Annotated in this window: 20 protein-coding genes; 8 read left to right on the top strand and 12 right to left on the bottom strand. The window is 66.8% G+C overall.

The genetic code is table 11. The features are described 5' to 3' along the window. Nucleotides 1–98: 98 nt before the first annotated feature. The 6 genes from AC1DDA_RS13505 to AC1DDA_RS13480 all read right to left on the bottom strand — a co-directional run bounded on the left by AC1DDA_RS13505 (nucleotide 99) and on the right by AC1DDA_RS13480 (nucleotide 6,256). On the bottom strand, nucleotides 99–1,955 hold the full coding sequence (locus AC1DDA_RS13505) for a putative bifunctional diguanylate cyclase/phosphodiesterase (protein ID WP_476796105.1): 1,857 nt from the start codon (nucleotides 1,953–1,955) through the stop codon (nucleotides 99–101). Nucleotides 1,956–2,049: 94 nt separating this feature from the next. After that, a complete protein-coding gene (locus AC1DDA_RS13500) occupies nucleotides 2,050–2,613 on the bottom strand; it encodes a VUT family protein (RefSeq protein WP_476778864.1) in 564 nt (187 codons plus the stop codon). Further along, a complete protein-coding gene (queC, locus tag AC1DDA_RS13495) occupies nucleotides 2,603–3,328 on the bottom strand; it encodes a 7-cyano-7-deazaguanine synthase QueC (RefSeq protein WP_441511986.1) in 726 nt (241 codons plus the stop codon). The genes AC1DDA_RS13500 and queC overlap by 11 nt, the downstream gene beginning before the upstream one ends. A gap of 10 nt (nucleotides 3,329–3,338) precedes the next feature. Beyond that, nucleotides 3,339–4,283, bottom strand: coding sequence for a ribose-phosphate pyrophosphokinase (locus AC1DDA_RS13490; RefSeq protein WP_476796104.1), 945 nt, complete (start codon nucleotides 4,281–4,283; stop codon nucleotides 3,339–3,341). 190 nt (nucleotides 4,284–4,473) lie between these two features. Next, nucleotides 4,474–5,043: a hypothetical protein gene (locus tag AC1DDA_RS13485; protein ID WP_476778866.1), complete on the bottom strand. Its 570-nt coding sequence runs from the start codon at nucleotides 5,041–5,043 to the stop codon at nucleotides 4,474–4,476. Nucleotides 5,044–5,104: 61 nt separating this feature from the next. After that, complete coding sequence (locus tag AC1DDA_RS13480) at nucleotides 5,105–6,256, bottom strand: M24 family metallopeptidase (RefSeq protein ID WP_476796103.1); 1,152 nt, start codon at nucleotides 6,254–6,256, stop codon at nucleotides 5,105–5,107. A gap of 137 nt (nucleotides 6,257–6,393) precedes the next feature. On the opposite strand from AC1DDA_RS13480, the gene AC1DDA_RS13475 reads away from it, so the two are divergent. The 6 genes from AC1DDA_RS13475 to AC1DDA_RS13450 all read left to right on the top strand — a co-directional run bounded on the left by AC1DDA_RS13475 (nucleotide 6,394) and on the right by AC1DDA_RS13450 (nucleotide 11,712). Then, a complete protein-coding gene (locus tag AC1DDA_RS13475) occupies nucleotides 6,394–6,648 on the top strand; it encodes an accessory factor UbiK family protein (protein ID WP_441511990.1) in 255 nt (84 codons plus the stop codon). Between the two features lie 331 nt (nucleotides 6,649–6,979). Then, on the top strand, nucleotides 6,980–7,486 hold the full coding sequence (locus AC1DDA_RS13470) for a type III secretion system chaperone family protein (RefSeq protein ID WP_441511991.1): 507 nt from the start codon (nucleotides 6,980–6,982) through the stop codon (nucleotides 7,484–7,486). Nucleotides 7,487–7,603: 117 nt separating this feature from the next. Further along, on the top strand, nucleotides 7,604–8,425 hold the full coding sequence (proC, locus tag AC1DDA_RS13465; RefSeq protein ID WP_476778868.1) for a pyrroline-5-carboxylate reductase: 822 nt from the start codon (nucleotides 7,604–7,606) through the stop codon (nucleotides 8,423–8,425). A gap of 67 nt (nucleotides 8,426–8,492) precedes the next feature. Further along, on the top strand, nucleotides 8,493–9,245 hold the full coding sequence (locus AC1DDA_RS13460; protein ID WP_476796102.1) for a TetR/AcrR family transcriptional regulator: 753 nt from the start codon (nucleotides 8,493–8,495) through the stop codon (nucleotides 9,243–9,245). A gap of 113 nt (nucleotides 9,246–9,358) precedes the next feature. After that, on the top strand, nucleotides 9,359–11,356 hold the full coding sequence (locus AC1DDA_RS13455) for a methyl-accepting chemotaxis protein (RefSeq protein WP_476796101.1): 1,998 nt from the start codon (nucleotides 9,359–9,361) through the stop codon (nucleotides 11,354–11,356). Then, entirely contained in the window at nucleotides 11,353–11,712 is a 360-nt protein-coding gene (locus tag AC1DDA_RS13450) for a tRNA-binding protein (RefSeq protein ID WP_476778871.1), read from the top strand. Before AC1DDA_RS13455 ends, AC1DDA_RS13450 begins: the two co-directional genes overlap by 4 nt. On the opposite strand, the gene AC1DDA_RS13445 is transcribed toward AC1DDA_RS13450, so the two are convergent. Next, nucleotides 11,709–12,653: a pyridoxamine 5'-phosphate oxidase family protein gene (locus AC1DDA_RS13445; RefSeq protein WP_476796100.1), complete on the bottom strand. Its 945-nt coding sequence runs from the start codon at nucleotides 12,651–12,653 to the stop codon at nucleotides 11,709–11,711. The genes AC1DDA_RS13450 and AC1DDA_RS13445 overlap by 4 nt on opposite strands. Beyond that, nucleotides 12,643–13,281, bottom strand: a complete 639-nt coding sequence (locus AC1DDA_RS13440; RefSeq protein ID WP_476796099.1) for a glutathione S-transferase — start codon at nucleotides 13,279–13,281, stop codon at nucleotides 12,643–12,645. Before AC1DDA_RS13440 ends, AC1DDA_RS13445 begins: the two co-directional genes overlap by 11 nt. A 99-nt stretch (nucleotides 13,282–13,380) precedes the next feature. Here AC1DDA_RS13440 and AC1DDA_RS13435 point away from each other — a divergent pair, with 99 nt between their 5' ends. Continuing rightward, nucleotides 13,381–14,283 carry a LysR family transcriptional regulator gene (locus AC1DDA_RS13435; RefSeq protein WP_476796098.1) on the top strand — a complete coding sequence of 301 codons (903 nt, stop codon included), beginning with the start codon at nucleotides 13,381–13,383 and terminating at the stop codon, nucleotides 14,281–14,283. Here the strand turns inward: AC1DDA_RS13435 and AC1DDA_RS13430 are convergent. From AC1DDA_RS13430 to AC1DDA_RS13415, 4 genes are all read right to left on the bottom strand, one after another. Then, the gene (locus AC1DDA_RS13430) at nucleotides 14,280–14,978 is read right to left on the bottom strand and encodes an alpha/beta fold hydrolase (protein ID WP_476796097.1); all 699 of its coding nucleotides are present in this window, start codon (nucleotides 14,976–14,978) and stop codon (nucleotides 14,280–14,282) included. The two genes, AC1DDA_RS13435 and AC1DDA_RS13430, sit on opposite strands and share 4 nt — an antisense overlap. 67 nt (nucleotides 14,979–15,045) lie before the next feature. Continuing rightward, nucleotides 15,046–16,392: an ATP-binding protein gene (locus tag AC1DDA_RS13425; protein ID WP_476796193.1), complete on the bottom strand. Its 1,347-nt coding sequence runs from the start codon at nucleotides 16,390–16,392 to the stop codon at nucleotides 15,046–15,048. 107 nt (nucleotides 16,393–16,499) lie between these two features. Next, nucleotides 16,500–17,243 carry a response regulator gene (locus tag AC1DDA_RS13420; RefSeq protein WP_441512000.1) on the bottom strand — a complete coding sequence of 248 codons (744 nt, stop codon included), beginning with the start codon at nucleotides 17,241–17,243 and terminating at the stop codon, nucleotides 16,500–16,502. Between the two features lie 83 nt (nucleotides 17,244–17,326). Further along, nucleotides 17,327–17,869, bottom strand: a complete 543-nt coding sequence (locus AC1DDA_RS13415; protein WP_476796096.1) for a MarR family winged helix-turn-helix transcriptional regulator — start codon at nucleotides 17,867–17,869, stop codon at nucleotides 17,327–17,329. Between the two features lie 147 nt (nucleotides 17,870–18,016). On the opposite strand from AC1DDA_RS13415, the gene AC1DDA_RS13410 reads away from it, so the two are divergent. Then, nucleotides 18,017–18,904, top strand: coding sequence for a branched-chain amino acid aminotransferase (locus tag AC1DDA_RS13410; RefSeq protein ID WP_476796095.1), 888 nt, complete (start codon nucleotides 18,017–18,019; stop codon nucleotides 18,902–18,904). Nucleotides 18,905–18,978: the final 74 nt, after the last annotated feature.

Raw genomic sequence — 18,978 nt, 5'->3', positions numbered from 1 at the left:
TGGCGGCCATCGGCTTGCGCGTCCAGAGCCTCCAAGGGTGTCAGCGGGACGCGCGGCTGCTCATAGGCTAAAACCGGCGCAATCTCAACCCCGTTGCGTCAGGCGGCGTTGGCGACGGCTTCGCGCTGGAGCGCAGTGGCCGGGGTTGCCTGGCCGAAGCGTTGCAGGAGCTCACGGATGACCAGCGCCGGCACAGGCGGCGAATAGAGAAAGCCCTGCCCGAAACGGCAGCCCATCTCCTCGAGACGCTGAGCTTGCGACTGCGTCTCGATGCCTTCGGCGATGATCTTCATGCCGAGACGGCGTGTCATCGTCAGCAGGGATTCGACGATGACGGCACTGCGGGCGCCGCTGTCGATCGCGCTGACGAAGGAGCGGTCGATCTTGATGATGTCGATCGGAAAATCGAGCAGATGGGTCAGCGAGGCGAAACCGGTGCCGAAATCGTCCAGCGCGACCAGCATGCCGCAAGCGCGCAGCGCTTCCATCGTCCGCGCAACACCGTCCCTGCGGCTGCCCATGAAGACCTGCTCGGTCACCTCGACGACGAGGTGGCGCATCGGCAGACCGGCCTTGTCGAGCGCCCGGGCCACGCGTTGCGCCAGGTCCCCCTTCTGGAAGTCGGCCGATGTGACGTTCACGCTGGCGTGGTGGATATGCAGGCCTGCGCTTTGCCATTCGGCCATGTCGGACGCGACCGAAGCCAGCATCTGTGTGGTGATGCGGTGGGCGATCTTGGGATCCTGCAAAGCTTCCTGAAATTCGCCGGCCGTGACGATGCGCCCGTCGTCCTGCCGCATGCGTGCGAGGGCCTCGACGCCGACGATCTCGGCGGTGTCGAGCCGGATGATCGGCTGGTAGTACGGCACGATGCGCTCGCCGCCGAGCGCGCCGTCGACATCCTTGCGGATGCGGGTGCGATGCATCATCGCGCTACGCAGCTTCCGGCGGAAGCGCACATAGCGGCCGCGGCGGGTCTCCTTGGCATGGTACAGCGCGAGATCGGCATTCTGCCGCAGCGTCACGCTGTCCTCGCCATCCTCGCCGGCGAGCGCGCCGCCGATCGTGACGCTCGGCTGAATGCTGTGCCCATCATGCTCCAGCGGCGCCGCGGCGATTGCGGCGAGAGCGGCGGAGGCGAGGCTGCGCATTCGAGCGGGACTGTCGCAATCCGGGACCAGGACGGCGAATTCGTCGCCACCGATCCGGCAGGACAGGCAACCGATCAGGGCCGTGTTCAGGCGGTCGCCGACGCCGGCGATAAGACTGTCGCCGGCGGCGTGGCCGAGCGTATCGTTCACCGTTTTGAGGTGATCGATATCGATCAGCATCAGCCCGTAGCGCCGCGAAGCCGTGCTCATTGCGGTGATGGCGTCGTTGAACTGGGCCCGGTTCGGCAGCCTGGTCAGCGTGTCGAAATAGGCGAGATGGTGATTGCGGGCGCGCACTTCGTCGTGCTCGATCGCAATGGCGCAGAGGTGGACGCAGGTCGCGACGATGCGGCGCTCGAGAGCTCGCGGCCGGCGGGGCTTGCGGAAATAGAAGGCGAAGGCACCGACGACGCGGCCGTCCCGTGCCTTGATCGGGGTCGACCAGCAGGCTCTGAGGCCGAGCGGCAGGACGAGCTGCGTATAGGCTGCCCAGAGCGGGTCGGTCGCGATGTCAGTCACCTCGACGGGGACAGCGCGATGGACCGCGGTGCCACAGGAGCCGGCACGGGGGCCCGTCGGCGTGCCGGCGATGGCGGCGGCATAGTGATCGGGGAGACTCGGCGAGGCGAGGGGGCGCAGATGACCCTCATCATCGACCGTCACGACCGAACAGATCACGCCGGGCGAGATCGCTTCCGCCCGGTGGCACAGCCGTTCCATGCACAAGGCGAGCGTTTCCCCGCGCGCGATGTCTTCCAGAATATCGTTCTGCAGGGCCTGCAGGCGGTCGGAGGGCTTGATCACGCTGTTCCCGACAGAGAAGGGCTTGTCGCAGAACGCAAATTCTAACTCAATCGGCTTAAGGGCCGATTGAGGGGCCAATTCAAACTTTATCCGCTCAGGCGGCGGCGAGGCCCAGGCGCTCGTCGCGGCGGCGCAGCAGATGCATCAGCGGCAGCGCGAACAGCACCATCCAGGCCTTGCCGATGACCTGGCCGGCAAGGAAATCCAGGCTGCCGAAGGCGAGGTGCAGGAAGACGATGCTGTCGACGACGAGGCCGACGATGCCGGAGGCGAAGACCGCCGTCAGGAAGCGGCGGCGCTGCAGGGGCGTGTAGATGGCGAAATCGGCGAGCTCCGACAGCAGGAAGGCCGAGACGGAGGCGATCACGATGGCCGCGGGGGCAAGCAGGGCCGAGATCAGCGCGCCGACGGCGATCGCGCCGAGCCCCGCAAGCGTACCGAGACGGCGCTGCACGAGGTCGCGCAGCACGAGCGCAAGCCCGACCATCAGGACGCCGCTCGGCGCCATGATCCCCGGCCAGACCGGCACGAGGCAGGGGCCGTTCGGCACGCAGACGGTGCCGGCATTGCCGATGAGCCAGTTGGCCGCCGGAATGGTGAGACCGAACAGCACGAGCGCGACGATGCCTTCGAGCCGCCGCTGGTGATCACGATTCATAAGAGGGTCCGCTGTCGTCGGGTGACACGAGATAGGCCGCGAAGCCTTTTGCGCGCAAATCGCAGGCCGGGCAATGGCCGCAGCCGAAACCCCAGCCGTGCCGGGTCGTCCTGTCGCCCAGATAGCAGCTATGGGTTTCCTCCAGGACGAGGTCGAGGAGGGCCTGCCCGCCGAGTTCCCGCGCCAGAGCGAAGGTCTGCGCCTTGTCGCGCCACATCAGCGGCGTGTGGAGCACGAGCCGGCGGTCGAGGCCGAGGCCGAGCGCCACCTGCATCGCCTTGATCGTATCGTCCCGGCAATCGGGATAGCCGGAATAGTCGGTCTCGCAGACGCCGAGGACGATGTGCTTCAGGCCGCGCCGATAGGCGAGGGCTGCGGCGAATGTCAGGAAGATCAGGTTGCGGCCGGGCACGAAGGTGGTCGGCAGGCCGGTCTCGGCGAAGCTGATTTCGGTCTCGCGCGTCAGCGCGGTTTCCGAAATCGCGCCGAGCGCCTTCAGATCGACGAGATGATCGGGGCCGAGCCGCTCGGCATAGCCGGAGGAGAGCGTCGGCAGCTTCTCCCGAATGGCGAGGCGGCACTCCATCTCGACGAGGTGACGCTGGCCGTAGTCGAAGCCGATCGTCTCGACGGTGTCGAAACGATCGAGCGCCCAGGCCAGCACGGTGGTGGAGTCCTGGCCGCCGGAAAACAGGACGAGCGCGCCGGACCTCAAGTGACCATCCTCAGTCGAACAGGCTGGACACGCTGGTCTCGCTCGCCGTGCGCTCGATCGCCTCGCCCATCAGCCCGGCGATGGAGATGACGCGGATATTGCGCGCGACCTTCACCGCCTCGGTCGGCATGATCGAGTCGGTGATGACCAGTTCCTTGAGCTTCGAGGAAGCGATGCGGGCGACCGCGCCGCCCGAGAGCACGCCATGGGTGATGTAGGCGTAGACCTCCTTGGCGCCCTGCTCGAGCAGGGCCTCGGCGGCGTTCACCAGCGTGCCGCCGGAGTCGACGATGTCGTCGATCAGGATGCAGGACCGGCCCTCGACCGAGCCGATGATGTTCATCACTTCCGATTCGCCCGGCCGGTCGCGGCGCTTGTCGACGATGGCGAGCGGAGCGTCGATTCGCTTGGCGAGCGCGCGGGCGCGGACCACGCCGCCGACGTCCGGCGACACGACCATGGCGTTCTTCCACTCCAGCCGGTCCTTGATGTCGCGCGCCATGAGCGGGGCGCCGAACAAGTTGTCGGTCGGGATGTCGAAGAAGCCCTGGATCTGGCCGGCGTGGAGATCGAGCGTCAGCACGCGGTCGACGCCGGCATGGGCGATGAGGTTGGCGACCAGCTTGGCCGAGATCGGGGTGCGGCCCGACGCGCGCCGATCCTGCCTGGCATAGCCGAAATAGGGGATCACCGCCGTGATGCGGCGCGCCGAGGAGCGGCGCAGCGCATCGGTGATGATCAGCAGCTCCATCAGGTGGTCGTTGGTGGGGAACGAGGTGGACTGGATGACGAAGACATCCTGCCCGCGCACATTCTCCTGGATCTCGACGAAGACCTCCATGTCGGCAAAGCGCCGCACCGTGGCCTTGGCGAGAGGAATGCTGAGATGGCTGCAGATGGCATCTGCAAGCGGCCGGTTGGAGTTGCCGGCGACGACTTTGAAATGAGAGGGCATGCCGTGGCGCACCGTTGGACAAGGCGGGGCACGAGCCGGCTAGGCCGGCTCAATTCGAACGGCTCTTAACAGTGCGATGACATGGAGTCGACCGCTGCGCTGCAATATCGCTGCGCAAAAAGCGCTCGCGGCGCCGGCGTGACCCGGAATCCACTGACGCTGCGTCGCCGAAGGGAGCGAACGCGGGCGTTCAGCTCTTTTTCTTGTCGGTGGTAGCGGCGACTTTGGTGGCAGGCTTCGCCGGCTTGTCGGCCTTCTTGTCCTTGTCGCCGCCCAGCGCCTCGACAGCCGGGGTGGTGACGAGGAAGCTCGCGATCGCATCCATCGAGTCGGAGGCGGCCTTGGCGACGATGGTCCGGTCGATGCCGGCCCAGGGATCGGAGCTGCTGCTGCGCCGGCCGATGCTCTCGCCCTGAACACGCTGGGCGCGCTGCTTCGTCGAGTCGTAGACGTCCCAGACGAAGGCGAGCGACGTCTGGCCGTCCTCCGTCGGCTGTGCCGTGAGATAGCCCTTGACGCGGAAGCGCGCCGGCTTGTTGCCCGGAACGATCTCCATCTTGCGCTCGGCCGCGGCCTCGCCGAGCAGGCCGGCGAAGCTGGTGGTGACGTCTTCCGGCGCCCCGGAAATACTCTGGACCGAGACCGGAACGCCCGGTGCATCGACGCGCGGGCGGGCTGCGGTCTGGCTGGTTTCCTGGCATCCGGCGAGCGCCAGCGCAAAAACCGGCCCCAGAACGAGGCCGCTCAAACGGTTGATCATGACGCCTCCCGCCCTTTGGGCTGTGGACTGCTTCGAGATTCCCTGTGCAGCTTTTCTAGGCTTAACGGAGGACGAGGTCCAGCTCAGGCAAATTCAGCGCCTCGGCGCCCTCCTTGCCCACCAGATAGGTGCGGCCCAGGCACATCGCGGTCTCGCTGTCGGAATCCATCAGGATCATGTGGGCGAACATCACCATCCCCGGCACGATCTCCCAGTCATTGGCCTCGTAGAACATCGGCCAGTCCATCCAGGACGGTGTGAATTTGGCGCCCAGCGAATAGCCGCAGGCGTTGAGCCGGTGCTGTGCGAGGCCGTGCTCGTCGAAGACGCGGGCATGGGCAGCGAAGACATCGCCGGCGGTGCGGCCCGGCTTCAGCGCGGCCTCGCAGGCGAGCAGCGCGTCGCGGGCGGCGGCATGATAGGGGCGGTGCAGAGGGCGGGGATCGCCGACCACGACGGTACGCATCGCCGCGACATGGTAGTGCCGGTCGACGCCGGCGAATTCGAGCGTGATCTGGTCGTTGGCGCCGAGCCTGCGTCGGCCGGATTTGTAGCGGCAGAGCAGGGCGTCTCGATCCGAGCCGATGATGAATTCGTTGGCCGGGTAGTCGCCGCCGCCCGCGAATATCGCGTTGTGCTGGGCGGCGAGGATCTCGCCCTCGTCGGTGCCGGCCCGGATGGCGTCGAGAGCTGCCCGGTCGGCCGCGTCGGCCAGCGCTGCCGCGCGGCGGACATAGACGACCTCCTCGTCCGATTTCACGGCGCGCAGCCGCGTGACGATCGCCGAGGCGTCGAGGAGCTCGGCCTGGCCGGTGAAGGCGGCGTCCAGCTTGCGGTAGTTCGAGGCGACAAGGCCGTAGGACTCGAACTCGACGCCGATGCGCTTGCCGGACAGGCCAAGATCGCGCGCGAGCGCCAGGAGGTCGCTGGCCGGATTGGCGTCGCGTCCGTCCTTCCAGATGCGGGTGTCGTCGAGGTTGGAAGTGTGCTGTGCCTGGCGGAGATCTGCCGAGCGGGTCAGCAGCGCCATGGTCCCGTCGGCCCTGACGACGAGACACTGGAAGAAGCAGAAGCCGAAGGTGTCATAGCCGGTCAGCCAGAACATCGATTCCTGTTGAAACAGAAAGAGCGCGTCGAGCCGGTCTGCCTGCATCGCGGCGAGGAGGGCTGTGCGGCGGCGGGCAAATTCGGTGGGCGTGAAATGCAGGGCCATGATGCGTCTCCTCAAGCCGGGCGGGCATCTGATCGTGCCCATGGCCTCCCGGCAATCGGCCTCGGTCGCAATTGCGGCGCCGGTCCGCGCTGCCTATAGGCTTTGCTCTGAAAGTTTCGCCCCGATGGGAGAGAGCCATGGTGAACCCCGGCAACCGCATCCTCGACGACATCGCCCGCCTCGCCACCGATGCAGCCGGAGCCGCGCAAGGCGTGCGCCGGGAGGTCGAGACCGTGGTGAAGACGCAGATCGAGCGCCTGCTGCGCGATCTCGACGTCGTCACGCGCGAGGAATTCGAGGCGGTGCGCGAGATGGCGCTGATCGCCCGCGAGGAGAACGACAAGCTCGCGGCGCGTCTTACCGCGCTTGAGGAGAAGCTCGGCAAGTCCTGACCGGCAAGCCCTGACGGGGCTGCGTGCAAACGACAGCTTTCATGTCGTGACGTCATGTCCACAGCCATGTGTTGTGGACAGCAGCTTAGGGGGATTGAGCCCACCGGCCGAATCCGCGGACCTTCGCTCTGTGTTGGGAGCGTCACAGCGCCTGCGCTATCGTCGGTGGAAAGAATTGATTCGTCGGGCGGATTCGCTTCTGGCCGACGGATGGGGCCGCTCTCCCAGGGGCGTTCCGGAGGTGTGTTGCGTTCCTTCGGCTTTCCAGTCGCCGTGTTCCTGTTCTCGAACGCGCCGGATGCGCCAGCGTCCGGAAGGTGGACCTTAGGGCATGATAGAACTCGATATGGATGCCGAGCTGGATCGGCCTTCCAACCCCCTCGACCTGTTTGAACGCCTGGCCGCTCTCAATGACTGGTCCTTCGATCGCGACAGCGAGGACGAACTCTCGGTTTCCGTTGTCGGCGGCTGGTCGGAGTATCACGTCGCGATCACCTGGCTCGCGGAGGTCGAGGCGCTGCACATCGCCTGCGCCTTCGATCTCAAGGTGCCGGAGCGGCGGCGCGGCGAGGTCCTGCAACTCGTAAGCCTTGTCAACGAGCAGCTCTGGCTCGGCCATTTCGATCTCTGGAGCACCGAGAGCGTGGTGATGTATCGTCATGCCCTGCTGCTGTCCGGCGGGGCAGAGCCGACCGACGAGCAGGCGGCGGCGCTGGTCAAGACGGCAGTCGAGGCCTGTGAGCGCTACTATCAGGCTTTCCAGTTCGTCGTCTGGGCCGGCAAGACGGCCAAGGAGGGCATGGAAGGCGCCATCCTGGAGACGATCGGCGAAGCCTGAGCGGCCGCAATGCCGTCACGGCCGGGCTTGACCCGGCCAGCCCTTGCAGGCTCTGGTCCTGGGATGCCCGGCGCAAGCGCCGGCATGACGCCCTGGTCCCAAGCGACGAGAACCACCATGTCGAATTTCCTTCCGCAATCGCTCGTCCTCATCGGCGCCGGCAAGATGGGCGGAGCGATGCTGGAGGGCTGGCTGCGCATCGGTATCGATCCCAAGGGCATCAGCCTGATCGATCCCAAGCCCTCGGACGAGATGGTCGAACTCGCCGGCGAGAAGGGGATGCGGCTTAATCCTTCCGCGAAGGAGATCCCGGCGGCCGATGTCGTCGTCCTCGCGACCAAGCCTCAGATGCTGGATACCGCCGCGCCGGCCGTCCAGGCATTCATCCACCCCCGCACGCTGCTGATCTCGATCCTGGCCGGCAAGACGCTCGGTGACCTCGCGGCGCGCCTGCCGAACGCCGCCGCGATCATTCGCGCGATGCCGAATCTGCCGGCCTCGGTGCAGCGCGGCGTGACGGCTGCCGCGCCCGGCAAGGGCGTGAGCGCGGCGCAGCGCGCCAGCGCCGATGCGCTGCTCGGCAGCATCGGCAAGGTCGAGTGGCTCGACGATGAGGGGCTGATCGACGCCGTCACGGCAGTGTCGGGCTCAGGCCCGGCCTATGTCTTCCATCTGGTTGAATGCCTGGCCGCAGCCGGGGCTGCGGCGGGGCTGCCTGCAGACGTGGCGGAGCGGCTGGCGCGGGCGACGGTGGAGGGCGCGGGCGAATTGCTGTTCCAGTCGCCGCTGCCGCCGGGAACGCTGCGTCAGAACGTGACCTCGCCGGGCGGCACCACGGCTGCCGCGCTCGAAGTGCTGATGGCGGATGACGGCCTGAAGCCGCTGATGAACAAGGCGGTGGCTGCCGCGAAACGTCGCGCCGGGGAGCTTTCCGGCTAATCGGCCTTCCACATGCCACGATAGCGGCCTAACCTCTTTTCGACGCGAAGCGAGAGGAGCTGTCCCCATGGTCCGCAAACCCGTTTCCACGCCGCCGGCAGGCGCCGAGCCGATGCCGGCTGCCAATTCCGCCGAGCCGCGCAAGCGCGCCGTCGATGCGCTGATGAAGCTCGCCGCCGAGCGTGCGTGGGACCAGATCGAGCTGCCGGATATCGCCGGTGAGGCCGGGTTGACGCTGGCGCAGCTGCGTGCGCTCTTCCCCTCCAAGCTCGCGATGCTGGGCGGGGTCACGCGCCTCGTCGACGACGCGGTTCTGGCCGGCACCTCGGAGGATCTGGCGGGGGAGCCCGCCAAGGAGCGAATGTTCGATCTGGTGATGCGCCGGCTCGATGCGATGGCGCCGTACAAGGCGGGCCTGCGCAAGATCGTGCCGGTCATCCGGCGCGATCCGCTGGCGCTGGCGGCGCTCAATCGCGGCGCGGTCAATTCCTGGCGCTACATGCTGGCATCCGCCGGCATTCCGACCGAGGATGCCCTCGGTCATCTCCGGGTGCAGGGCGCGGTCCTGCTGATGGCGCGGGTGTCCGAAACCTGGCTCCATGACGATCAGCCTGAATTGTCGAAGACCATGGCGCGGCTCGATCGCGAGCTGAAGCTGGCCAGTTGCATCCTGGCCCGGGCGGAGGACATGCATCGCCTGACGGCGCCCTTCAGAGGGCTGGCGCGGGCGATCTGTTCCGGCCGGCCGCTGAAGACGCGCCGGCGTGAGCGCGCGTCGGAGCGCGGCGAGGACAACGAGGATTACGCGCCGGCGATCTGAGCCGGCTCGCCGCTGCCTGACAGCGGCGCAAATGTGGCCGAAATGGGTCGGTGTTAAGCGCGTTTTAGTCAATTTGCGCGAGGTGAAGGGTCCCTCCTGCGCAGGAAACGCGTATGTCTTTCTTCAAGAAGCTTGCGACCCTGTCGATCAGCCGCTCATTCGCCCTGATCGCAGCCCTGGCCGTGCTGATCGCCGTCGGCAGCGTCGGCTACACGTTGAACGCCGCCCGCAACGAGATGATCGCGCTGAAGCGCGGCGAGATGAAGAATCTTGTCGAGGCTGCTGCGACGACGGTGAAAGGCTATCTGGCGCGGGTCGAGGCCGGCGAGCTCAAGGAAGACGACGCCAAGAATATGGCGATGGCGGCCCTCGGCAATGCCCGTTTCGACGACGGAAACTACTACTTCCTCGTCAACTATGACGGCATCAGCGTCCTGCATGCCAATAAGAAGATCCAGTCGACGGACATGAAGCCGCTCAAGGACGCGGAGGGCAAGTTCTTCGTTCAGGACATGATCGCGCTGGTGAAGGCGAAAGGCGAGGGCTTCCTCGACTATGGCTGGCTCAAGGCCGGCGACAAGCAGCCATCTCTCAAGATCTCCTATGTCGTCGGCATTCCGAAATGGCAGTGGGTGGTTGGCTCCGGCCTGCATGTGCAGGATGTCGACTCCGCCTTCATGAGCATGGTCGCGGGCGTCGCCAAGGTGCTCGTGCCGCTCGGCCTTCTCATGCTCGGTCTCGTCGTCGTGCTGAGCCGCCGCGCCACCAGCATGCTGCGTTCGCTGAAGGGTTCGATGGACGGCCTCGCCTCGGGGCAGCTCGACACTGTGATCGAGCATCAGGAGCGCTCCGACGAGGTGGGCTCGATGGCCCGCTCGCTGGAGGTCTTCCGCGATGCGGCCCTGGCCAAGGAGGCGATGGAGGCCGACAAGCTGCGCACCGAGGAGGAAGCAGCGGACCATCGCAGCGCCGCCGATGGCGAGCGCCGCCGCAATGAGACCGAGCGTGCCGAGCATGCGCGCACCCAGGCCGCTGTCGTGCAGGCTCTCGCCACCGGCCTGGAGCGGCTCTCCGACGGCGACCTGACCTATCGGATCGAGGCGGCGTTTACCGCCGAGTACGCCAAGCTGAAGGGCGACTTCAACGGCGCCATCGCCAAGCTCCAGGATGCGATGCGGCAGATCGCGACCAATACCGAGAGCATGAAGGCGGGCTCGACCGAGATCAGCCAGGCGGCGGACGACCTCGCCAGCCGTACCGAACAACAGGCTTCCTCGGTCGAGGAGACCGCGACGGCGCTCGACGAGCTGACCGCCACGGTACGCCAGACCGCCGAAAGTGCCCGCCTCGCCAATCAGGCGACGGAACAGGTCAAGACCGAGGCCGAACAATCCACCAGCATCGTACGCGATGCGGTGACGGCGATGGGCGGCATCGAGAAATCGGCGCAGGAGATTTCGCAGATCGTCGGCGTCATCGACGAGATCGCCTTCCAGACCAACCTGCTCGCGCTCAACGCCTCGGTCGAGGCGGCGCGCGCCGGTGACGCCGGCAAGGGCTTCGCCGTCGTCGCCTCCGAAGTGCGGGCGCTGGCCCAGCGTTCGGCCTCCGCCGCCAAGGAGATCAAGACGCTGATCGACGCTTCGACGATCGAGGTCGAGAAGGGCGTCGCCCTCGTCGGCCAGACCGGCGGCGCCCTCCAGCGCATGGCGTCCGAGATCACCCGCGTCACCGGGCTGGTCGCGGAGATCGCCGGTGCCGCGCAGGAGCAGGCCTCGGGCCTGCAGGAGGTCAACTCCGCCGTCGGCGAGATGGATCAGGCGACGCAGCAGAACGCGGCGATGGCCGAGCAGTCGACCGCTGCGGCCCATTCCCTGTCGCAGGAGGCCGATCGCCTGTCGGGGCTGGTCGCACGCTTCCAACTCGGCAGCGATATCGCCGGGCTCAAGGCGATGGCGCGGACGATGCAGGCGGCTGTCGCACCCGCGCCGCGGGCCGCCGCGCCCCGCACCGCCGCGCCACGGGCCGGCAGCAAGGTCTATAATGGCAGCGCGGCAACTGCCCACAAGGCCGATGCCGACGCCCGCGACAATGGGTGGGAGGAATTTTGAGCACGCCCGCCGAACCGGCCGCGCCGATCGGCTTCGACGATTTCCTCAAGGTCGACATCCGTGTCGGGACGATCGTCGAGGCCGAGCCCTATCCCGAGGCGCGCAAGCCCTCGATCAAGCTCGTCATCGATTTCGGCGGCACTATCGGCCGCAAGAAATCCTCGGCCCAGATCACCAAGCACTACCGGCCCGAGGATCTTCCGGGCCGGCAGGTGCTCGCCGTGGTCAACTTCCCGCCGCGCCAGATCGGCAAGTTCATGTCGGAGGTGCTGACGCTCGGCATTCCCGACGCCGAAGGCGAGGTCGTTCTGATCGGGCCGGGCCATAGCGTCCCGGATGGTGGAAGGCTATACTAGCCGGCCTGTATCAAAGCGGCAGGAGCAGACCAGAGACCGGTCTGCAAAGTGGTCGGCGCGAATTCCGGCGCCGACCAACGCAGCGCCAGCGCCTGAGGGCGCCGCCAACCCCGCGTGACGTGAAAGCGCCACAGGCGCTGCGATCCCCCCAGTCCGGCAAGCTCCGGCCCGTCCCAGACGATCTCCGCCACGCCTTGCAATTGCAGTGTCGTGCCCGTCTCGAAGTCGACGAAGAGCAGGGCTGCCCGCGGCTGCTCCAGCAGGTTTCCGAGCGTGTTGAAGTAGTTGTTTCCCGCGAAATCCGGGATGGTCAGCGTATCGCCATCGACGCGCACGAAGCCCGGCCGCCCGCCGCGATGGGAGATGTCGGCGCCGCCTGGCGATCTCCCAAGTGCAGCGGCGCTGGCAATGAAGAGCGTGTCGGCATTGGCGATCAACGTCCGGGCGGCCATATCGAGACCAGAGAGACTAGCGGGTTGTCCGGTGGAAACACTGCCGTTTGGGGCCCTGCTGCGCGCCTGGATATATTTGGCGCAGTTGCCGAAGCTCTGGGTGACGGCAACCGAAAAGCCGGCGACACCAACCGCGTCGATCCAGCCGTTGGCGCGGTTGCGGCGCCGGGTTTCGAATTCGAGCCCGAGCAGGCCGATGGGGTTGCCCGGCCGGAACGCTTCGAATGCCGGATCGTCAGGGTGCGGCAGAGTCGCAATCGACAGGCTCGTCGGTTCCCGGCTGGTCACAAAACCGGGCGAGCCGGTGAGCGTCGTCGCCAGCGGCCAGCCCTCCGCATCGAGCACGCCGGCGAAGAGCCAGGGAAGCTGCCCGAAGAAGATGCGATGCTGATCCGGCATGAAACTGCGGATGCCGGCGCCGCGCGCGACGACGCCAGCCCGCGCCTGCACGGCGAGTTCGCCGGTATGAAAGGGACCGTCAGGCTGCATCGTCGTCGAGCTCGGCCGGCAGGGGAGAAGGCGGGATCGGCTTGAAGAAGGACAGGGCCTCGACGCGAGCCAGCCAGCGGCGCACGGCCGGATAGGGGCTCAGCGGGATGCCACCCTCCGGCGCGTGAGCGACGTAGGAGTAGCAGGCCAGATCGGCGAGGGTCGGGTGAACAGCCGCCAGGTAGTCGCGCTCCGCCAGATGCTCCTCCATGAAGGCGAGGAGCCGTGCCGCGATGCGCTTGGCGCGCGCCTTATCGTCGTTCAGGCCGAATTGCGTGATCAGCCGCGCCACGGAGGGACCGTGCATGACCTCGCCGGCAGCGATCGAGAGCCAGCGCTGGACATGCGCCGCGCCGACGGGGTCAACCGGCAGCCAGACGCTGTCCGGGGCGTAGCGCTTCACCAGATAGACCATAATCGCATTGCTGTCGGCGAGCGTCAGCTCGCCATCCTGCAGGACGGGAATCTGACCGAGCGGATTGAGCCTGCGGAACGCCGCACTCTGCCGAACTTCCGCGGGCGCCGGCTCGAACCGATAGGGCAGCCCGAGGGCGCGCAACAGCAGCTCGACGCGGTGGGCGTGGCCTGAAAGGGCGGTGCCGTAAAGGACGATCTCGGTCGATGACATGGCGATGCTCCTGCTGGTCGGCAGGATCATGATCGTTTCGAAGAACTATCGAAATCTGCTATCTCTCCAAATCAGAATTTCAATTGATGGAACAGTGCGATGGATCGGATCGAGGAGCTTGCGATCTTCGTGGCGATCGTCGATGCCGGCAGCCTTGCTGGAGCCGCGCGGCGCCTTCGCAAATCGCGGCCAGCGGTGACGCGTGCGCTCGCGGCGCTGGAAGAGCGCGTCGGCACCCAACTGATTGCGCGCACGACGCGGCGGCTGACGCCGAACGATGCTGGCAGGGAGCTTGCGACGACAGCCCGGCGGCTCCTGTCCGATTATGAAACCGCGCTGGGCGTCGCGGCGGCTGAGCCGGTCAGCGGGTTGCTGAGGATCACGGCGCCGCTCGCCTTCGGCAGGCGGCATGTCACGCCGCTGGTGTCCGAGTTTCTCGACCGCTATCCCCAGGTGCAGGTCGAACTCGTGCTCGCCGACAGGAACCTCGACCTGATCGAAGAGGATCTGCAGATTGCGGTCCGGATCGGACCGCTGCCGAATTCGGGCTTGCTGGTGCGGAAGGTCGGGGAAGTCCGGCGCGTCCTTGTCGCAGCGCCTTCGTATCTCGCCCGTTGCCCGCCATTGCGCCGCCCGGCCGATATCGCGGCCCATGAGACGATCGCGAGCGTCGCGGCCAATCAGACGCTGACCTGGCGTTTCGGGGGCGCCCGCCGCGGCAGCGGGATCGTGCTGACGCCGCGGCTCATCGTCAATGAGGTGGAATCGGTGCTGATCGCGGCGCGCGCCGGGCGCGGGCTGGCACAAGTGCTATCCTATCAGGCGGCCGACGATCTGGCTGCGGGAACGCTGATGCGCCTGCTCCCGGAGTTCGAGCCGGCGCCACTACCGGTGCAGCTCGTGATGCCGGGAGGGCGCCAGCCGGCGCCGCGCGTGCGTGCCTTCATCGACCATGCCGTCGCGCGGTTGCCGCAGCTTGCGCCGATCAGCGGGTGTTCCTAGCGCAGCGAGCCCGCAAAACCGGATATGGCGGAGACGACCTGCCCCTCGCGGCCGATGAAGCCGTGATAGGCACGGGCCTGGCATGGGTTCCCGGTCGAGGAGCCGCCGTCGATCCAGAGCAGCCGCGCTTTGCCACCGGTCCATTGTTGAAAGCTCACGGCCGTTTCCGGCAGCGTCACGCGGCAGGAGTCCTGGCGATGATGGATGATGAGCGTCGGGGGCAGGCGCGAGGGATCGACGATCATGTCCCGCGCCTGGTCAAGCATGGCCGAGGCGAAGACGATGCCGTCCGGCCTTGCCGGCAGGGTGCCGGCAACCTTGAGCGCGCCGCGGCTCATCGCCACGACGATGACGCGCGGCGCAAGAGCGCGCATGTATTCCACAGCCTTTGCCGGGTCGGCATTGGCATCGAGCGTGATGCTGGCGATGCCGCTGCGTAGATAGGCGCCGCGGGTCCGTACGATCCAGTTGCCGTCGCGCTCGACGCTCCCGTCGGAGCCTATGCCGACATAGCCGTCGCCGCCGGTCAGCAGGACCAGCCCCGCACGAGGTTTTCCCGCAGGCTTGTTCAGAAGCGCGCGGCCGCCGCCGAAAAGACCTCCGCCGAGATCGATAACCTCTTCGCAGCGTGCCGCCGCCGCGGATAGGAGAAGGGAGGCTGCAACAAGCGCTGCAACGATGCGGAACCCCGTCATGATCTGCCCCTATAAGCCCGGTGACCACATTCGGTGACGGCTCGATCGGCGTCGAGCGGATCATTGGTCAGACCGGCAGGCGCACCGTTGCGCGCAGGCCGCCGAGCGGCGAGTCGCTCAGCATGATGTCGCCGCCATGTGCGCGGGCGATGTCGCGGGCGATGGCGAGGCCGAGACCCGTGCCGCCGCCATCGACATTGCGGGCTTCGTCGAGACGGAAGAAGGGACGGAAGACCTCCTCGCGCTGGTCGGGCGGGATGCCCGGCCCGTCGTCGTCGACCATCACGATCAGGTAGCGCGCGTCATGCGTCGCGCGGATTGCGATGCGGTCGCCATAGCGGGCGGCGTTGGAGACGAGATTGGTCAGGAGGCGCCGGAAGGCGTCCGGGCGTATGACGACCAGCGGATCGCCGACAACCTCGAGCCCGGTCTGATGGCCCTGGCGCTCGGCATCCGCCTTCAGCTCTTCCAGCAGCGAGCGGATATCGGTCTCGACCGGCATCTCGCCTGCGTCGCCGCGCGCGAAGGCGAGATAGTCCTCGAGCATGCGGCTCATCTCGTCGACATCCTTCTCGAGCGCCTCGATCTCGGAGGAGCGCTCCATAAGGGCGAGCGAGAGCCGGAAGCGCGTGAGGACGGTGCGCAAATCGTGGCTGACGCCGTTCAGCATCGTCGTGCGCTCGCCGATCGAGCGCTCGACGCGCCGCTTCATCTCGATGAAGGCGTTGCCGGCGCGGCGGACCTCGCGCGCGCCGCGCGGGCGGAAATCGGCATCGCGCCCCTTGCCGAAGGCCTCCGCCGCATCAGCGAGCTTCAGGATCGGGCGGATCTGATTGCGCAGGAACAGCACGGCGATGGTGAGCAGGATGAGAGAGGTGCCGATCATCCAGAGCAGGAATATATGGCTGTTGGAGGCATAGGCCGCATTGCGCCGGGTCAGGATGCGCATCACGTCCTTGCCGAGCTTGATGCGGATCTCGATCAGGCTGGAGCGGCCGACCGTGTCGAGCCAGAAGGGGCGTGCGACCTGCTGGCTGAGCTCGGTTGAAAGCGCGTTGTCGAGCAGCGAGAAGAAGGGGCGGGGACCCGGCGCCGGCAGATCGGAATCGGGGATGATGTCGACGTCCATGCCGAGGCGCTCGGCGGCGATGCGCGAGAGCGTCGTGGTGTCGGCATCCTGCGGATAGCTCTCATAGACATCGATCAGCATCGCGATGTCGGCGGAGACGGCGGAGGACAGGCGCTGCGTCACGAGCTGCCAGTGCCGCTCCATGAAGACGTAGGCGATGACCGATTGCAGCAGCACCACCGGCGCGATGACGATGACGAGCGCGCGCGGATAGAGCCCCTTGGGCATGTAGCGCGCGATGACCTGGAGCGGGCGGCCGACGCTTCTCAGCGCCGGGCGCAAGATTCGGCCGAGTTGGTGGCCGATCGCATCGAGCACGGCAAGGCCGCGAGTCAGAGCCGCCGCAACAGCGCGCCGCGCCGACTGCCTGTTCCTGCCGTGGTGAAGCGGAGTCACGTCCTGTCCGTCACCAGCCTGTAGCCGACGCCGCGCGCGGTCTGGAGATAGAGCGGATCGGCCGGATCGCGCTCGATCTTACGGCGCAGCCGGTTCATCTGCACGTCGACCGTACGGTCGTTCGCAGCCGACCCCTGAGCCGCCAGCTCCTCGCGCGGGACGACCTCGCCGGCGCGCTCGGCGAGCGCGGTGAGGATCTCGCGCTCGCGCTCGGTCAGGCGAATCGTCTCCTCGCCTTTGCGCAGTTCGCCACGGGCCAGCCCGTAGATGAAGGGACCGAAGCGGACGAAATCGGGGCGCGTGCCGGATTGGGCGGCTTCGACCACTACGGTGCGCTTCAGGATGTTGCCGAGGCGCAGGAGCAGTTCGCGCGGCTCGAAGGGCTTGGCGAGATAGTCGTCGACGCCGATCTCGAGCCCGTTGATCCGGTCCTTGCCGTCGGCGCGGGCGGTCAGCATCAGAATCGGGACGGCGGAGCCGCCGCGGAAACGGCGGGCGAAATCGAAGCCGTTCTCGCCAGGCATCATCACGTCGAGCACGATCGCGTCGAAGACGAGGTTGCCGAGCCGCGTGTCCGCTTCCCCCGCATTGGCGGCGGTGGTGACGCGGTAGCCATTGTCGCCGAGGAAGCGGGCCAGCAGATCGCGCAAGCGGCGGTCGTCATCGACGACGAGAACATGCGGCGCCTCGTCGGGGATCGGCTTGCGGGCCGGCTTCGCTAGGGTCTCGCTGGCGATCATGCTTGCGCCTTCCTCCTGCATCCGGGCCGGGAACGATCACGGTGCCCGGCTGCCATAGCACAATGCGCGAGGCGGGTCGCTCGTCAGGGCTTCGTCAGCAGGCGTTCGACCTTCGGCCGCTCCGCCGGATCGATCAAGGCGGCCAGGTACTGCGCCGCGATTGCCGCTGCCTCGGGGCCGACGCCCTCGAGCGCCCGGTTGATGCGCTTGGCCTGGAGCCGGACGAGGCGAAGCGCCAGGTCCTGCCCGGCGGCGGTGGTGTGGAGATGGCGCTGGCGCTTGTCCTGCCGGCCGGTGCGCTGCTCGATATAGCCTTTCTCGACCAGCTCCTTGAGGACGCGGTTCAGGCTCTGCTTGGTGATCTGCAGGATGTCGAGCAGCTCGGCGATGGTCAGGCCGGGGCAGCGCTGGACGAAATGCAGGACGCGGTGGTGCGCCCGGCCGAAGCCGTAATCCGCGAGTATCCTGTCGGGGTCTCCGACGAAATCGCGATAGGCGAAGAAAAGCAGCTCGATCAGGTCGTGCGGAACGGCCTCGGACGAGGGCTTGAGGGGGGCGTCGTCAGGGCGGGGTTCGGACAAGGTCAAAAGCGCGCTTCCAAAAATTTGGGTCAGCCTTATTGACATATCTCAGACGGAAGATTACCGGTCAAGGGCGCTGAGCGAACGATTATTTCAAAGCCGATCGTCGCGGCGCAGCTTTAGACCCATGCTTGCGTTCCCAAATCGGCTGTGCCGGAGTTCGGAGCGAGGAAGCACCCAGGAGAAGGTCCCATGTCAGTCATTCCTTTCGACCAGCGCGACGGCGTCATCTGGTTCGACGGCAAGCTCGTGCCGTGGAAGGACGCCAAGATTCACGTACTGACCCACGGGCTCCACTACGGCTCCTGCGTGTTCGAGGGCGAGCGCGCCTATGACGGCGTCATCTACAAGTGCGCGGAGCATTCGCAGCGCTTCCACAAATCGGCCGAGATCATGGATTTCACGATCCCCTATTCGGTCGCCGAGCTGGACGAGGCCAAGTATCTCTGCCTGAAGGAGAACGGGCTCAAGGACGCCTATCTCCGTCCCGTCGCCTGGCGGGGCTCGGAGATGATGGCCGTGTCGGGCATCAACAACAAGATCCATACCGCCATCGCGGTGTGGGAATGGCCGAGCATGTTCGACATGGCGCAGAAGCTGAAGGGCGTGCGTCTCGACGTTGCCGATTATCGCCGGCCCGACCCGGCCTGCGCGCCTGTTCATGCCAAGGCGGCGGGCCTCTACATGATCTGCTCGCTGTCGAAGCATAAGGCTGAGCGTGCCGGCTATGCCGATGCGATGATGCTGGATTGGGAAGGCAATGTCGCCGAATGCACCGGCGCCAACATCTTCTTCATCAAGGACGGCGTGGTCCACACCCCGCTGGCCGACCGCTTCCTCAACGGCATCACCCGTCAGTCGGTGATCGATCTGTGCAAGCAGCGCGGTTTCGAGGTGGTGGAGCGGCGCATCCGCCCGGAGGAGCTGGAAGGCTTCAACGAGTGCTTCATCACCGGCTCGGCCGCCGAGGTGACGCTGGTGTCCGAGATCGGCCCCTACAACTTCATCACCGGCAACATGGGCAAGGTGATCATGGAAGATTACTCGGCCGCGGTGCGCCCGCAGTCGAAGGCGGCGTAACACGCAGCCGTCGTGCCCGGGCTTGACCCGGGCATCTCGGAAACCAGTGATCTTTCGTCACCAGATTCTCGGGC

The organism is Allobosea sp. 10N428 (genome assembly GCF_056394545.1).
This window is presented reverse-complemented; position numbering and strand designations above follow the sequence as displayed.

Coding starts and splice junctions, on each gene's coding strand:
- AC1DDA_RS13420 (WP_441512000.1), bottom strand. CDS start 17,243: ATGATCGCCAGCGAGACCCTAGCGAAGCCGGCCCGCAAGCCGATCCCC.
- AC1DDA_RS13445 (WP_476796100.1), bottom strand. CDS start 12,653: ATGCAGCCTGACGGTCCCTTTCATACCGGCGAACTCGCCGTGCAGGCG.
- AC1DDA_RS13470 (WP_441511991.1), top strand. CDS start 6,980: ATGATAGAACTCGATATGGATGCCGAGCTGGATCGGCCTTCCAACCCC.
- AC1DDA_RS13500 (WP_476778864.1), bottom strand. CDS start 2,613: ATGAATCGTGATCACCAGCGGCGGCTCGAAGGCATCGTCGCGCTCGTG.
- AC1DDA_RS13460 (WP_476796102.1), top strand. CDS start 8,493: ATGGTCCGCAAACCCGTTTCCACGCCGCCGGCAGGCGCCGAGCCGATG.
- AC1DDA_RS13415 (WP_476796096.1), bottom strand. CDS start 17,869: ATGTCAATAAGGCTGACCCAAATTTTTGGAAGCGCGCTTTTGACCTTG.
- proC (WP_476778868.1), top strand. CDS start 7,604: ATGTCGAATTTCCTTCCGCAATCGCTCGTCCTCATCGGCGCCGGCAAG.
- AC1DDA_RS13475 (WP_441511990.1), top strand. CDS start 6,394: ATGGTGAACCCCGGCAACCGCATCCTCGACGACATCGCCCGCCTCGCC.
- AC1DDA_RS13440 (WP_476796099.1), bottom strand. CDS start 13,281: ATGTCATCGACCGAGATCGTCCTTTACGGCACCGCCCTTTCAGGCCAC.
- AC1DDA_RS13410 (WP_476796095.1), top strand. CDS start 18,017: ATGTCAGTCATTCCTTTCGACCAGCGCGACGGCGTCATCTGGTTCGAC.
- AC1DDA_RS13455 (WP_476796101.1), top strand. CDS start 9,359: ATGTCTTTCTTCAAGAAGCTTGCGACCCTGTCGATCAGCCGCTCATTC.
- AC1DDA_RS13480 (WP_476796103.1), bottom strand. CDS start 6,256: ATGGCCCTGCATTTCACGCCCACCGAATTTGCCCGCCGCCGCACAGCC.
- AC1DDA_RS13485 (WP_476778866.1), bottom strand. CDS start 5,043: ATGATCAACCGTTTGAGCGGCCTCGTTCTGGGGCCGGTTTTTGCGCTG.
- AC1DDA_RS13435 (WP_476796098.1), top strand. CDS start 13,381: ATGGATCGGATCGAGGAGCTTGCGATCTTCGTGGCGATCGTCGATGCC.
- AC1DDA_RS13490 (WP_476796104.1), bottom strand. CDS start 4,283: ATGCCCTCTCATTTCAAAGTCGTCGCCGGCAACTCCAACCGGCCGCTT.
- AC1DDA_RS13430 (WP_476796097.1), bottom strand. CDS start 14,978: ATGACGGGGTTCCGCATCGTTGCAGCGCTTGTTGCAGCCTCCCTTCTC.